Here is a 13,609-nt window from a genome sequence, read left to right on the forward strand (position 1 = left end):
CGGCAGTCAAAGCGCCCGACACATAGAATGAACAAAACTAATGGATAAATGAAATAATGCCATTTTTCTTCATGGAATGAAGCCCCTATCATGGCTGCCAATCTTTGCATCGTTCCTTGCAATTTTTCATCGGAAGGCAGCCTCCATGGTCACGACACATAATCTCGGCTTCCCGCGCATCGGCGCAAAACGCGAACTGAAGTTCGGCCTCGAACGCTACTGGAAGGGCGAATCGTCGCGCGAGGAACTGAAGGCGCTCGGCGCGCAACTGCGCGCGCGTCACTGGAATGACCAGCGCGAACTCGATCTCGCACCGGTCGGCGATTTCGCGTTCTACGACCAGGTGCTCGACATGAGCTTCACGCTCGGCAATCTGCCCGCACGCGTGCAGGGCTTTCATGGCGACAAGCTCGACAACTACTTCCGAGTCGCGCGCGGCCGCTCGGCGCAGGATGCCGAAGAGCATGCCGCATGCTGCGGCGGCGTCGCGGCCGGCGAAATGACGAAGTGGTTCGATACCAACTACCACTACATCGTCCCCGAGTTCACGGCCGATACGACGTTCAACCTCGACACGTCCGGCTTCCTCGAACAGCTGCGTGAAGCGCGCGAGCAGGGCGTGAAGGCGAAGCCGGTGATCATCGGCCCGATCACGTATCTATGGCTCGGCAAGGCGAAGGACGACTCCGACAAACTCGCGCTGTTGGCTCGCATCATGCCCGTCTATCGCGCGCTGCTCGACTATTTCAAGGTGATGGACGTCGAGTGGGTGCAGATCGACGAGCCGGTGCTCGTCACCGAACTCGATCCGGCATGGCGCGACGCGTTCGTGACCGCGTATCAAGGCTTCGAGGAACGCGGCGTCAAGCTGCTGCTCGCTACCTACTTCGGCCAGCTGAAAGAGAACCTCGAACTTGCGTGCGGCTTGCCCGTCGACGGTCTGCATATCGACGCGATCAACGCACGCGAAGAAATCGCGCTGGCCGCGCGCAAGCTGCCCGCGCACAGCGTGCTGTCGGTCGGCGCGATCAACGGCCGCAACATCTGGAAAACCGATCTGAACGCCGCGCTCGAATGGCTCACGCCGCTCGCGCGCAAACTCGGCGATCGCTTGTGGCTCGCGCCGTCGTGCTCGCTGCTACACGTGCCGGTCGATCTCGCGAGCGAACACAAGCTCGACGCGGAAATCCGCTCCTGGCTCGCGTTCGCGCTGCAAAAACTCGACGAACTGAAGGTGCTCGCCACCGCGCTCAACGGCGGCCGCGACAAAGTCGCGAACCAGCTCGCCGCCAATGCGGCCGCGATTGCCGCGCGCCGCGAGTCGCCGCGCGTGAACAACCCGGCGGTGAAGGCGGCGCTGGCGCGCATCGACGCGAAGCTCGGCAATCGCCAGCACGCCTATGCCGAGCGCGCGGCGAAGCAGGCCGCGCTGCTCGAACTACCCGCGTACCCGACCACGACGATCGGCTCGTTCCCGCAGACGGCGGAAATCCGCCATGCACGCAGCCAATTCAAGAGCGGCGCGCTCGACCGGGCAGGCTATCGGGCCGCGATGCGGCGGGAAATCGAGCGCAGCGTGCGCGAACAGGAAGCGCTGGGTCTCGACGTGCTCGTGCACGGCGAAGCCGAACGCAACGACATGGTCGAATACTTCGGCGAGCAACTCGACGGCTATGCGTTCAGCCAGTTCGGCTGGGTGCAGTCGTATGGCTCGCGCTGCGTGAAGCCGCCTATCCTGTTCGGCGACATCAGCCGTCCGCGAGCGATGACGGTCGAATGGATCAGCTACGCGCAGTCGCTGACGAACAAGCCGATGAAGGGGATGCTGACCGGCCCCGTGACGATCCTGAACTGGTCGTTCGTGCGCGACGACCAGCCGCGTTCGGTGTCGTGCTACCAGCTCGCGCTGGCGATCCGCGAAGAAGTGCTCGACCTGGAAAAAGCCGGCGTGCGCGTCGTGCAGATCGACGAAGCCGCGCTTCGCGAAGGCCTGCCGCTGCGTCGCGCGCAGTGGGGCGAGTATCTGCGCTGGGCGGTCGAGTCGTTCCGGATCACCGCGAACGGCGTGCGTGACGAAACGCAGATCCACACGCATATGTGCTATTCGGAGTTCAACGACATCATCGCGTCGATCGCCGGCATGGATGCGGACGTCATCACGATCGAGACCTCGCGCTCGGACATGGAGCTGCTCGACGCGTTCGACGACTTCAACTACCCGAACGAGATCGGCCCCGGCGTCTATGACATTCACTCGCCGAACATCCCGACGCAGCAGCACATCGTTCAATTGATGCAAAAGGCGGCGGAGCGCATTCCGGCACAACGTCTGTGGGTGAACCCGGACTGTGGTCTGAAGACGCGTCAGTGGGCTGAAGTGATTCCCGCGCTGACGAACATGGTTGCGGCCGCGAAGACGCTGCGCAGCCGGGTCTAGTAGAACGGCGAGCGAGCCGTCGCTTTCTTCGCGGCGGCTCGTATCCGGATCGCCTCTTGGCGCCAGGTTTTGAGCAGGGCGCTACATTCCTCTCCGCCAGACAGATGCCGCGGCGTTACATGCCGCGCGTCCACCGCACACGCAATCACAGTTCAATCGCGCCAATACCCACGCCAACCGTATTGGACGTTGAACCTGATTGATACACTTTCAAAATTCCTCCACCAGTTGCCTGCCCCGCCAGCAGAAGCGGCATGACAGGCACCCATGCCCGCGCCGAGGCGGTCTCGCGCGGCGGCGCAGCGACCGGGAACGCTGATTGCGAGTTAATCACGATGGCCGCGCTTTGCCACGGTCACCCCGCAATCTCATATAGGAGAACCTCATGACCTCGGACAAGAATTCGAATCGACAGCCGTCGAACCCGGCGCAACCCGGCCGAGACAGCGGACAGCAGCAACAGAACCAGACTCCTCCGACGCATCAGGGCGGCCAGCGGCAGCCCTGAGGGCGATGAGTGACGGCGCGTGTGCAAGCGCCGTCGCTCGGACCAACGGAATTTCTAGCGAAATAGCGCCGCGAATGGCGGATCGTGACTACGAAGGCGACGTGGAAAAACTACACATCTATCTGTTCGGTGCACACGATGCGGTTCGGCACGAGCAGGCGCTGATCCGGCTCGACAAGGCGGGCTACATGGTCACGCTCGCGCGGCTCGTGGTCGAGGATTTGCCGACCTACACACAGGGACGCGAACGGCCCGAGCTGCAAAGCCTGATCCGGCGCATCGCGCCGCACGATACGCTCGTCGTACTCGAGCTGGCCGCGCTCGGCTGCAATGCGCGCGACATTCTCGCCACCGTGATGCAGTGCCGGAAGGCCGGCGCGGCGCTGCGGTGCGTCGAAGTCGGCCATACGGATCTGGCCGGACGTCCGGAGCCATCGGCGGTGAAGGCGCTGCGCGCGCTGGTGCGGCTCGATGCCGCGTGCCGCAGCCTGCGTAGCCGCGACAGCCTCGCGGCCGTGCGCGCGAGCGGCAAGCACACCGGCAGACCGCCTTCGCTGTCCGAGCAGCAGCGCCAACGCGTGCTGCAATCCCTCGGCAGAGGACAGTCGGTCAGCGAAGTGGCGCGACGCTTCGGCACTTCGCGCCAGACAGTGATGCGCATTCGCGCGGACACGCCGGCCATGTAGAAAATACCTGCCGGTTTCTTTCATATCGTTCTTACCGCATCGCCGTTCGGGCATCCCGCGCGGCCCGTTTCGCGTGGGCGGTTGCGTGAAACGCGCCACGCAAGCTTCCATATGCCCCGTCCGTAACAGACCAGTTACGGACAGGGGCATGAGCTTTGCTTTGAAAGTTCACACGTCTAACCTCAACCTACAACCACATTATCAAACGTTGAGATCCGAACCCGAGGCGCGGCGCGATACCGTGTGAAAGCCATGAACGTGAAACGTCTGACTGTTTATGCAAACCCGGGATCACTGCGAGTCGTCGCAGTCTGGAAGAGCCTGATCGAACATCATGCGCAAGTGTGCGGCTGGTCCGCGCACGTGAACACCGCAGGCGGACGCGAGTCACTGAGCGTCGATCTGGTCGATTGCCCGGCCGAACGCCTCGCGATCATCTCGGCCGCGTTGAGCGCGGGACCGATGACGGTGCTGACGAGCGACGCGGAATCGACCGTCCGTTCCTGATGAACCCTATGCCATAGTCCGCTCGCCCTTCGCGGCATGGCCTTTGAGCGGCCTCCGTGGCACTGCTCACCAAGCGACCCCTGTGGTCGCTTTTTTTGCGCATCACGAGATTCGCCCGCTCACCTGCTGCTGCGGCGTCTGTTGACTCGCCTCGATGCGCGCGCGGAAATAATGCGCGGTGCGCAGCAGCCCTTCATCGAGCGACATGCCCGGCCGCCAGCCGAGCAGCTTTATCGCCAGCGAGATGTCCGGCTGCCGATGCCACGGATCGTCGGCCGGCAGCGGCTGCGTTTCGAGCGGCGAAGCGGAGCCGGTCACCGCGACGATGCGCTGCGCGATCTCGCGCATCGACACTTCGTGCGGATTGCCGAGATTGACCGGGCCGCCCGGATCGTCGGCGCTGTTCATCAGCAGGATGAAGGCATCGATCATGTCGTCGACATAGCAGAACGAGCGCGTCTGCGTACCGTCGCCATAGACGGTCAGCGGCTCGCCTCGCAGCGCCTGCATCATGAAGTTCGACACCACGCGGCCGTCGGACGGATGCATGCGCGGACCGTAGGTGTTGAAGATGCGCGCGATGCGGATCGACAGACCATGCTGGCGGCGATAGTCCATGAACAGCGTCTCCGCGCAGCGCTTGCCTTCGTCGTAGCACGAGCGTGGACCGATCGGATTCACGTGGCCCCAGTAGTTTTCCTTCTGCGGATGCACGAGCGCGTCGCCATACACTTCGCTCGTCGATGCCTGGAAAATCCGCGCCTTAACGCGTTTGGCGAGCCCGAGCATATTGATCGCGCCATGCACGCTGGTCTTCGTCGTCTGCACCGGATCGTACTGGTAGTGAATCGGCGACGCCGGGCACGCGAGGTTATAGATTTCATCGACCTCCACATACAGCGGGAACGTCACGTCGTGACGCATCAGCTCGAAGTTCGGACAGTCGAGCAGATGCGCGATGTTGTCCTTCGTACCGGTGTAGAAGTTGTCGACGCACAGCACGTCGTGTCCCTGCGCGACGAGCCGTTCGCACAGATGCGAGCCGAGAAAACCGGCGCCGCCGGTGACCAGAATGCGCTTGCGGGTGAGTTCTTTCATGGTGCGTGATCCTGTGGTTGGACCGCATGAGCTCGAAAATCAGCATGGCGTCATGCCGTGACGTGCAGCAGCGCGTCGTGCCAGTCCTGCGCGAAACGGTCGATATGAAAACGCTCCAACGCCGTGCTCCGCGCGCCTTCGCCGAGCCGCCGCGCTTCGTCGGGATCGCGCAACAGTCCGAGCATCGCGTCGACGAGCGCATCGACGTCGGTATGCACGAAGCCGTTTTCGCCGTTGCGGATCACGGTGGCGAGCTCGGTGGTCGCGAGACCGACGATCGGCATGCCGATCGTCATCGCCTCGACGACCGCGAGGCCGAGGCTGGTCCAGCGGATCGGATTGAAAAAGAAGCGGTAGCGCGCGCTGAACGCGGCCAGATCGAGATTGCCGATTTCGCCGATGCCGTCGAGCCGCTGCGCGTCCATGCCGACGAGATCGAGCGGCACGCGCGTGCGCGTTTCGCTGAAGACGTCCGCGCCGAGCCGCCGGCCGCGCTGCGCGAGATGATTGACGACCACGATGCCGCGCTGCAGTTCGCCGCTGTAACGCACGCCGTCGGGCACCACGACGCCGTGTTCGATCACACGCGTCGGCGTGACGCCGCTGTCCCACATCAGCCGGTTGAAGTGCGTGACGTGAATTAGCAGCGTGCCGGGATCGTCGACCCAATGCCATTGCGCGAACGCGTTTTCCTGCGGCGGGTCGTGCTCGACGTAGACGCGCGGCAGAAGTCGCTGCGCGGGGCTCAGCACGTGCTCGCGGTCATATTCCCAGTGCGTGCGATGCTGGTACAGCACCACGTCGAACTGGTGATTGGCGACGTCGTCGATCGCGATCTCGTGCACGTTGTCGCCCCACGGCAAGACGCCGACCTTGCCGGCATAACCGGGCGGATGACCCGGTTTCGTCACCAGATAGAAATCGTGCGGCGTCTGGCTCAGGTAATACATGTAGTTGCCGTGGACGTGCCAGGTCAGCACGCGCAGTCGGCGGCAATTACGCAGCATGGTGCAGATCCTCGTAAAACAGCGAAACGGTTTCCTCATGCAGGCTGCCGGGCGCGCCTGGCTGCGCGCCGGGTGCGCGCGCAAGCTGCTCGCGGGCGGTCTCGACCACCTGTTCGACGCCTACGTTCAGCGCGCATGGATGGCCGTACGGGCAGTCGCGGAACATGCACGGCCGGCACGCCGGATAGTCGGCCAGCACGCGATGCCGCGCATGATCGAGCGGCGCCCAGCGTCGTGTGTCGCTGCCGCACGCGATCACGACCGACGCGGTCGCCATCGCCGCGGCGATGTGCGAGATGCCGGTGTCGTTGCAGACCACGAGCCGCGCATGTGCGACCAGCGCCGCGAGTCCGCCGAGCGACGTCGCGCCGGCCAGATGCAGCGCGGGCGCGCTCATCGCGCCGAGCACCGCGCAGGTCAGCGGCGCTTCGGCGGCCGTGCCGGTGATCGCGATCTGCCAGCCGTCGGCGGCTAGGTGGTCGGCGACGGCCGCGAAGCGCTCGGCGGGCCACCGGCGCGACGGCAATTGCGAGCCGGGGTGAACCAGCACGAGCCGCTCGTCTTCGATGCCGTGATAGGCGCGCAGCGCGGCGTACTCGTCGAGGTCGGGCGCGGTCAGCGGGAACGCGAGGCGCCGGTCGTGCGCCGGCGCGCCGAGGGCGCTCATCAGAGCGAGATAGCGCTCGGGCTCCGGCAGCGCATCCGGCCAATCGATGAAGCAGCCTTCGCGCGTGACCTCATCGGGTTGCACGAAACCGGCATCGGCGCGCGCGCCGAGTCGATGCAGCAGATCGTTGGCGACGCCGCCGCTGCCATGCAGCTGGAGTGCCAGATCGAAACGCCGGTTGCGCATCCGCGCGAAGAACTCGGGCAAGCCATCGTTCGTTTCCGGTTGCTCGGGAAAACCGACGGCGCCCGGAAACACGATCAGCTCGTCGACGAGCGCCGCATAGCGCTCGACGAACGCGCGCGCCCACGGCAGTCCGATCAGCGCGATATGCGCAGCGGGGGCGGCGGCGCGCAACGCGCGCAGCGCGGGCACCGCGCACAGCATGTCGCCGAGCTGCAGCGCGCGAAACACGGCGATACGGCGCGGCGCGAGCGCCGTCAGTAGCGAGGGTACGGTCATGGAAAGAACACCTTGAAACGGATGGCGCCATAGAGCCGCCAGTAGATCGACAGGAACGGAATCAGAATGGACGTCCAGATCATTTCGGCGACGTGGCGCCAGCCGTGATTGCGCCCGCGCAGCCGACGCGCGCAGAAATAGCCGGTCAACCAGCACCACGCGATCACACCCGCGCCCGCGAGAATCGGCAGGTCCGCGAACCCACCGCCGATCGCAAGCAACGCGGCAGCGAGGATCGCGTAATACAGCAGCGGCGGCCGCGAGCCGATGCGGGTTCGAAACAGCTCGGGATGCTTGCGGTAAAGCAGCGCGTCGAATTGGCTCTTTTTCTGCTGCGCGATGCTGACGCCCCAGCGCGCCGGCCGCACCGGATGCACGACCACCGCGTCGCGGGCGCGCACGATCTGGCCGCCGGCGGTAAGCAGCGTGAATTGCAGGTCCGAATCTTCGCGCCACGCCGACGTGAACCGTTCGTCGAAGCCGCCGGTCGCGACGAGCGCCGCGCGCGTGACGAACACGTTCGCGGTCGCGAACTCGGCGCGCGCGAGGCCGCTCGCGTCCGCTTCGTAATCGGTCGGTAGCTCGGGTAGCTCGGGCAGCGGCACGACGATCCTGCCGGCGGCCGCCGTGGCACCGGACGCGAGCGCCGCGACGCCGGCCGTCAGCCAATGCGGATCGGGCAGTGTGTCGTCGTCGGTGAAGGCGATCAGCGACGCGCGCGCATACTGCCAGCCCGCGTTGCGCGCCCCCGCCGGACCCTGGGTGCGCGTGACCGGCAGGTAGTGCACCTCCAATCCATGCGGCGCCTGCTCGCGCGCGAACCGTTCGACGCAGGCGCGCGTGGCGTCGTCGGGACCGTCGTCGCAGACCACGATCTCATAGCGATGCGGCGCGAACTGCTGCGCGCACAGCGCGTTGAGGCAGTTCGCGAGCATCTGGGGACGGCGATAGGTGGGCACCACCACCGACACGTCGGGCCACGACGGCGAGTGCAGCGTGCGGCCGGTTTCCTCGGCATCCTCACTGCTGTAGCGCGCGGCCACGCCGCCATGCAGTGGCGCGGGACACATGACCGACGCGTTCATACGCGGCCCCCCGCCTTGTCGACGAGGAACGGACCGATCACCAGCGCGTCGAGCGGCGAAGTCCAGAACGACTCGACCGCGTCGCGCGGCGAATTCACCATCGGCTCGCCGCGCGTGTTGAACGACGTATTGACGAGGATCGGCACGCCGGTGCGCTGCTTGAACGCGGCCAGCAGGTCGTAGTACAGCGGGTGCTGCGCGCGGTTGATGGTCTGCACGCGCGCGGTGCCGTCCACATGCCGCACGGCCGGAATACGCGTGGCCTTTTCGGCGCGCACATCGAAGATGAACAGCATGAACGGTGCGGTTTGGCCGTTCACGAACCATTCGTTTGCTTCCTCTTCCATCACGACCGGTGCGACCGGGCGGAAGTCTTCGCGATCCTTGATCTCGTTGAGCTTCGCCTGCATGTGCGGATCGACGGGCGACGCGAGGATCGAGCGCGCTCCGAGCGCGCGCGGCCCGAATTCGGTGCGGCCTTGATACCAGCCGATCACCTTGCCTTGCGCGAGAAGGTCGGCGGTCTCGCCCGCGATATCGGCGAGGCGCCGGTACGGCACTTTCGACCAGCGCAGAAACTGCTCGATTTCCGCTTCGCTGTATTCGGGCCCGAGGTACGCGTGATCCATTTTCCAGCGACGCTCCCGGTCGCCGCGCGCGGCACGCTCGCGGTAGTCGGTCCACAGCGCCGCGCCGAGCGCGGTGCCCGCGTCGCCGGCCGCCGGTTGCACCCACACTTCGCTGAACGGGCCCGCGTCGCGCACCTTCGAGTTCATCACGCAGTTCAGCGCGACGCCGCCCGCCATGCACAGCCGGCTCAAGCCGGTCTGCCGATGCAGCCAGTGCGCGAGTTCCAGCACGGTCTCCTCGAGCACGCGCTGCAACGAATTGGCGATATCGAAGTGGCGTTGCCCGAGCGGACCGCCGCGTTCGCGCGCCGGACCGAAGCGCTCGGTCAGACGCGGCGCATCGACGGTATAGCTGCCGTCCCGGCGGTACTTGACGATCTCGCGAAACACATCGACATAGGCCGGCTTGCCGTACGACGCAAGCGCCATCACCTTGTACTCGTCCGACGAGTGCAGGAAGCCGAGCCAGTCGGTCACCGCTTCGTACAGCAAGCCGAGCGAGTGCGGCAGCTCGACCTGTTTCAGGCGCGTGTACTCGCCGCTGACGAATTGCCCCATGCTGGTCGTCACGCCTTCGCCGCGGCCGTCCATCGTCAGCACGGCGGTGTCGTCGAACGGCGCCGCGAGAAACGCGCTCGCCTCGTGCGCGAGATGGTGCTCGACGAAGTGCCATGCGAAGCCGTGCTCGCGATCCACGCCCTGGAAGCGCTTGCGCAGATGATGCGGCGCGCCGTCGAGCAACTGGCCCTTCGCGTTCGCGATATAGCTGAGAAACAGCGGGTCCCACGGCGACGCGGACGGATTGTCCGGACGCGTGCCGGCCGGATCGAACGGCAGCTCGATCGTCGCGCCCGGCTTCTTCGGCATGCCGCCGAACAGCGCGGGGTCGTACGAGTAAGCGACGTGATCGATGTCGGCGAGCGTGATGCCGGCGGCTTTCAGGCAGTAGTCGATCGCGTCGAACGGCAGCTGCCAGGTCGAGAACGGCACCGGACGTTTCGCGTGCTTGACGTGCGTGAAGCGTTCGTCTTCGGCGGCGGCGAGCACCACGCCGTCACGCAGCAGCGCGGCCGCGCTGTCGTGATAGACCGCATTGATTCCGAGTGTGTACATGGCGTTGGCAATGAGAGTGGGTTCAGGGGATGGCGGGCTGATCCGTCAGCGACGGCGTGCTCGTGTCGTCGGCGCGGCCGGCGCGCTCAGCTGCACCACGACGCGGCGCATGCGCGTGTGCGTGCCGCAATTCGAGTGCCGCGTTGACGACCTCGTCGATCGAAACGCCGAGCAGGCAAGCGTGATGCCCATGCGGACACACGCTGCGATAGCACCAGCGGCATTCGACGTCGCGGTACAGCACGCGTTGCGGCGTTTGCCACGGCGTGTGCTGCGGATTGGTCAGCGCGTAAAGATCGACGACCGGCGTGCCGAGCGCCGAAGCGACATGCACGGGGCCGCTGTTGTTGGAGACGAGCACGCTCGCGCGTTCGAGCAGCGCGGCAAGCTCGGCGAGCGTCAGTGCGCCGCTCAGGTCGTATAGCTGCGCGCACACGCCGGGTGCGGCCGCGCGGATCACGGCCTCGACGAGCGCTCGCTCGCTCGCGCCGCCGGTCAACAGCACGGGGGCGCCGGTTTCGCGCGCGAGCCGGGTCGCGACTTCACCGAAGCGCTCGGGCGGATAGCGGCGCGATGCGGCGGTCGCGCCTGGATGCAGCACGATGCACTCGGTGCGGCGGCAGATGCCGAGCGTCGTCAGTTTCGCGTCGAGCGACCGGCGCGCGGCGGGCGGCACGCGAAAACGCATCGCGGTGTCGCTCGTCTGCGCGCCGACGTGACGCACCAGATCGAGCTGGCGTTGCACCTCGTGCCGCGTGCGTTGCTGCGGCTCGGGTTCGCGCAGCCAGTCGGTCAACAGCGCGTACGGATTCTCGCGGCAATGCGCGAGGCGGCGCGGAATCCCCGCGAGATAGCACAGCATCGCGGCCGGCAACGGGCTCTGGCTGTACACGGTGAAAATCACCGCCGCGTCGAAGCAGCCGCGCTTCAGCCGCTGCTGCATCCGATGATCGTCGAGCAGATCGCGCGTCACGTTCGACGCGGGCGCGACCCACGGCGCGTCGTATTCGATCACGTCGTCGACGTCGTCGAGAAACGGCGCGAGCGCGACGCCGCTGCGCGACGCGAGCAGCGTGAGATGGCGATCTCCGGCGGACTCGCGCAGCGCGTGCAGCGCGGGCGTCGTCATCAGCACGTCACCGAGATTGTCGAGACGCACGCACAGAATCCGTTTGACGTCGTCGCCCCAGCACACCGGTTGCGACGTATCGGGCACACGCGCATGAGCGAGCGTGGGCGGTGCAATTGGCACAGGTGCGTTCACCGCGGCGCCTCCTTGCGGCGTGCCGCGGGGCCCGGAGGAAAGCCGTTCAGCACGACGCGTTGCGCGGCTTCGTGCAGATCGGCCGCCCGCGCACTCGGCGTGCGCTGCGGGCCGGTCCGCCATTCGGTCTCGTGGCCGTTGTCGAGCAGGATCGTGCGACAGCCGGCGCGATTGCCCGCTTCGACGTCGTCGAGAATGTCGCCGACGAACCAGCTGTTGGCGAGATCGAGTTGATGCTCTACGGTCGCGCGCAGCAGCATGCCGGGCGCGGGCTTGCGGCAGTCGCAGACGATCGCGTAACGCTCGACGCTGCCCTCGGGATGGTGCGGACACCAGTACGCGCCCGCGAGCGTGGCGCCGCACTCGGCAAACATCTGCCGCAGCCGGCGTTCGACGGCGAACAGCGCTTTGTCTTCGAACTTGCCGAGCGCGATGCCGGACTGATTGCTGATCGTGAACAGCGCGTACGGGTAGGCGGCGAGCAGCGCGAGCGCCTCGCGCGCGCCCGGCGCGAAACGCATCAGCGCGGGATCGGCGTTGTAGGGCACGTCTTCGAGCAGCGTGCCGTCCTTGTCGATGAATACGGCGGGTACCGTCATGATGGTTGGTGGTATTTGCGAGCGTGGGTCGAAGGTCGGAAAAAGGCGCGCCGTAGCCGCTGGACCGGCTGCGGCGCGTTCCAAATGCGCACGCCGTGCGGGTTCGCGCGGCGTGCGCCGTCGTCAACGGAACGACGCTCCGGCTGCTGCTCGCAGCGGTAGCTGTGCCGGCTCGGACCCGGCGTCGAGCGATGTTTTACTCGGCGCGAGCCTTGCCGCGCGTGCATAGACTTGCGCGAGCGCTTCGCTGACGCCGCGCCAGGTAAAGCTGGTCCGCGCCCGCTCGAGGCCCGCTTCGCCCATCCGGCGCGCGAGCGCGGGGTCGCGCCGCAAGCGGTCGAGACGCGCGGCGAGCGTGTGCGGATCGCGCGGCGGCACCAGAAAGCCGGTCACGCCATCGAGGACCGAATAGCGAATGCCGCCGACATCGGCGCCGATCACCGGCGTCGCGCAGGCCATCGCCTCCACCGGCGTGATGCCGAAAGGCTCGTACCAGGGCGTCGTCACGAACACGTCGGCGGCGCTGTAGAAGTAGCGCAGCCGCGCGCGACCACGCCGGCCGACGAAGCTCGTCTGCTCCGCGACACCGCATTCGCGTGCGATCTCGCGCAGGCGCGCGATCTCCGGCGTCGCGATTTCGTTGGGCGCGTCCGAATTGCCACCGACCACGTACAGTCGCGCCGCCGTGTTGAAGGTGTGCTTCAGCACGCCGACGCCGCGCACCACGTTGTCGATGCCTTTGCGCTGCACGAGCCGGCCTAGCTGCAGCACGATGAAGTCGTGCGGGCTCCAGCCGAGCGCATTGCGGGCGGCTTCGCGCTCGACGGGCCGGAACTCCTCATCGTCGAAACCGCACGGCACGATCCGGATGCGCGCGGGATCGGCGCGATAGTGTTCGAGCAGATCGGCCTGGTCCTGCGGACATTCGGCGACGACGACGTCCGAGCGTGCGACCAAATCGTCCTCGATCGCGAAGCGCTCGTCGGGGAAGCCGTCATCCGCTCCTTGATGGATACGCCGCACGCGGCCGAGCGCATGGAAGGTCGTGACCAGCGGCACGCCGAGCGCAGCCTTCACCTTCAGCGCGGCGAGGCCGGACATGAAGAAGTTCGCGTGCATGACGTCGTAGGGCTGCGGTTCGCGACGAAAGAACCCGATCAGGAATGTCGCGAACTCGTCCATGAACGGCAGTAACTGTTCCTTCGGCAATTGTCGCGGCGGTCCGGCGGGAACATGAATCACGCGCACGCCGTCCATCTCGACGCGCTCGGGCACCAGTGCGCGATCGCGGCGCGTGAACACGTCGACCTGATGGCCCATTTCCACCAGCTGACGCGCGACGTTCGCGACGTAGATGTTCTGGCCGCCGCTATCGACGCCACCGGCGACAGCAAGCGGCGACGCATGTTCACTGATCAGGGCGATCTTCATGTGCACTCCTTCCTGAGATGCGCGTTCTTCGATGTGGAGGAATCGTTTCACCGGCCCCGAGCATTCGCTGTGCCATTCGTATCTTGCGGCGCCGGGAATCGACGGCAGACGTTGGT

At 66.1% G+C, this 13,609-nt stretch carries 12 protein-coding genes; 4 read left to right on the forward strand and 8 right to left on the reverse strand.

The window, feature by feature from the left end:
* Positions 1-145 precede the first annotated feature (145 nt).
* From metE to GCT19_RS30995, 4 genes are all read left to right on the forward strand, one after another.
* Positions 146-2,437, forward strand: a complete 2,292-nt coding sequence (gene metE, locus GCT19_RS30985) for a 5-methyltetrahydropteroyltriglutamate--homocysteine S-methyltransferase (protein WP_152854016.1) — start codon at positions 146-148, stop codon at positions 2,435-2,437.
* Positions 2,438-2,822: 385 nt separating this feature from the next.
* Positions 2,823-2,945 carry a hypothetical protein gene (locus tag GCT19_RS44455; RefSeq protein WP_013094087.1) on the forward strand — a complete coding sequence of 41 codons (123 nt, stop codon included), beginning with the start codon at positions 2,823-2,825 and terminating at the stop codon, positions 2,943-2,945.
* A gap of 74 nt (positions 2,946-3,019) precedes the next feature.
* Positions 3,020-3,631 carry a recombinase family protein gene (locus GCT19_RS30990; RefSeq protein ID WP_018434959.1) on the forward strand — a complete coding sequence of 204 codons (612 nt, stop codon included), beginning with the start codon at positions 3,020-3,022 and terminating at the stop codon, positions 3,629-3,631.
* Between the two features lie 252 nt (positions 3,632-3,883).
* The gene (locus GCT19_RS30995; RefSeq protein ID WP_018434958.1) at positions 3,884-4,138 is read left to right on the forward strand and encodes a hypothetical protein; all 255 of its coding nucleotides are present in this window, start codon (positions 3,884-3,886) and stop codon (positions 4,136-4,138) included.
* 102 nt (positions 4,139-4,240) lie between these two features.
* Here GCT19_RS30995 and GCT19_RS31000 read toward each other — a convergent pair whose 3' ends face one another.
* From GCT19_RS31000 to GCT19_RS31035, 8 genes are all read right to left on the reverse strand, one after another.
* Positions 4,241-5,236: a UDP-glucuronic acid decarboxylase family protein gene (locus GCT19_RS31000; protein ID WP_152854017.1), complete on the reverse strand. Its 996-nt coding sequence runs from the start codon at positions 5,234-5,236 to the stop codon at positions 4,241-4,243.
* Positions 5,237-5,286: 50 nt separating this feature from the next.
* Positions 5,287-6,243 carry a glycosyltransferase family 4 protein gene (locus GCT19_RS31005; protein ID WP_152854018.1) on the reverse strand — a complete coding sequence of 319 codons (957 nt, stop codon included), beginning with the start codon at positions 6,241-6,243 and terminating at the stop codon, positions 5,287-5,289.
* Positions 6,233-7,372, reverse strand: a complete 1,140-nt coding sequence (locus tag GCT19_RS31010; RefSeq protein WP_152854019.1) for a glycosyltransferase family 9 protein — start codon at positions 7,370-7,372, stop codon at positions 6,233-6,235. The genes GCT19_RS31005 and GCT19_RS31010 overlap by 11 nt, the downstream gene beginning before the upstream one ends.
* Positions 7,369-8,457, reverse strand: a complete 1,089-nt coding sequence (locus GCT19_RS31015) for a glycosyltransferase family 2 protein (RefSeq protein ID WP_152854020.1) — start codon at positions 8,455-8,457, stop codon at positions 7,369-7,371. The genes GCT19_RS31010 and GCT19_RS31015 overlap by 4 nt, the downstream gene beginning before the upstream one ends.
* The gene (locus tag GCT19_RS31020) at positions 8,454-10,199 is read right to left on the reverse strand and encodes a carbamoyltransferase family protein (protein WP_152854021.1); all 1,746 of its coding nucleotides are present in this window, start codon (positions 10,197-10,199) and stop codon (positions 8,454-8,456) included. The genes GCT19_RS31015 and GCT19_RS31020 overlap by 4 nt, the downstream gene beginning before the upstream one ends.
* A gap of 22 nt (positions 10,200-10,221) precedes the next feature.
* A complete protein-coding gene (gene waaF, locus GCT19_RS31025) occupies positions 10,222-11,463 on the reverse strand; it encodes a lipopolysaccharide heptosyltransferase II (RefSeq protein WP_321576895.1) in 1,242 nt (413 codons plus the stop codon).
* Positions 11,460-12,062, reverse strand: coding sequence for a D-glycero-alpha-D-manno-heptose-1,7-bisphosphate 7-phosphatase (locus tag GCT19_RS31030; protein ID WP_152854022.1), 603 nt, complete (start codon positions 12,060-12,062; stop codon positions 11,460-11,462). Before GCT19_RS31030 ends, waaF begins: the two co-directional genes overlap by 4 nt.
* A 123-nt stretch (positions 12,063-12,185) precedes the next feature.
* Entirely contained in the window at positions 12,186-13,493 is a 1,308-nt protein-coding gene (locus tag GCT19_RS31035) for a glycosyltransferase family 4 protein (protein ID WP_152854023.1), read from the reverse strand.
* Positions 13,494-13,609: the final 116 nt, after the last annotated feature.

Origin of the sequence: Paraburkholderia atlantica, from assembly GCF_009362785.1 — a bacterium.
In the GTDB taxonomy this organism is placed as follows: domain Bacteria; phylum Pseudomonadota; class Gammaproteobacteria; order Burkholderiales; family Burkholderiaceae; genus Paraburkholderia; species Paraburkholderia atlantica.

Excerpts from the sequence above, each read along its gene's own strand:
- metE (WP_152854016.1), top strand. The coding sequence starts at position 146 with ATGGTCACGACACATAATCTCGGCTTCCCGCGCATCGGCGCAAAACGC.
- GCT19_RS44455 (WP_013094087.1), top strand. The coding sequence starts at position 2,823 with ATGACCTCGGACAAGAATTCGAATCGACAGCCGTCGAACCCGGCGCAA.
- GCT19_RS30990 (WP_018434959.1), top strand. The coding sequence starts at position 3,020 with ATGGCGGATCGTGACTACGAAGGCGACGTGGAAAAACTACACATCTAT.
- GCT19_RS30995 (WP_018434958.1), top strand. The coding sequence starts at position 3,884 with ATGAACGTGAAACGTCTGACTGTTTATGCAAACCCGGGATCACTGCGA.
- GCT19_RS31000 (WP_152854017.1), bottom strand. The coding sequence starts at position 5,236 with ATGAAAGAACTCACCCGCAAGCGCATTCTGGTCACCGGCGGCGCCGGT.
- GCT19_RS31005 (WP_152854018.1), bottom strand. The coding sequence starts at position 6,243 with ATGCTGCGTAATTGCCGCCGACTGCGCGTGCTGACCTGGCACGTCCAC.
- GCT19_RS31010 (WP_152854019.1), bottom strand. The coding sequence starts at position 7,372 with ATGACCGTACCCTCGCTACTGACGGCGCTCGCGCCGCGCCGTATCGCC.
- GCT19_RS31015 (WP_152854020.1), bottom strand. The coding sequence starts at position 8,457 with ATGAACGCGTCGGTCATGTGTCCCGCGCCACTGCATGGCGGCGTGGCC.
- GCT19_RS31020 (WP_152854021.1), bottom strand. The coding sequence starts at position 10,199 with ATGTACACACTCGGAATCAATGCGGTCTATCACGACAGCGCGGCCGCG.
- GCT19_RS31030 (WP_152854022.1), bottom strand. The coding sequence starts at position 12,062 with ATGACGGTACCCGCCGTATTCATCGACAAGGACGGCACGCTGCTCGAA.
- GCT19_RS31035 (WP_152854023.1), bottom strand. The coding sequence starts at position 13,493 with ATGAAGATCGCCCTGATCAGTGAACATGCGTCGCCGCTTGCTGTCGCC.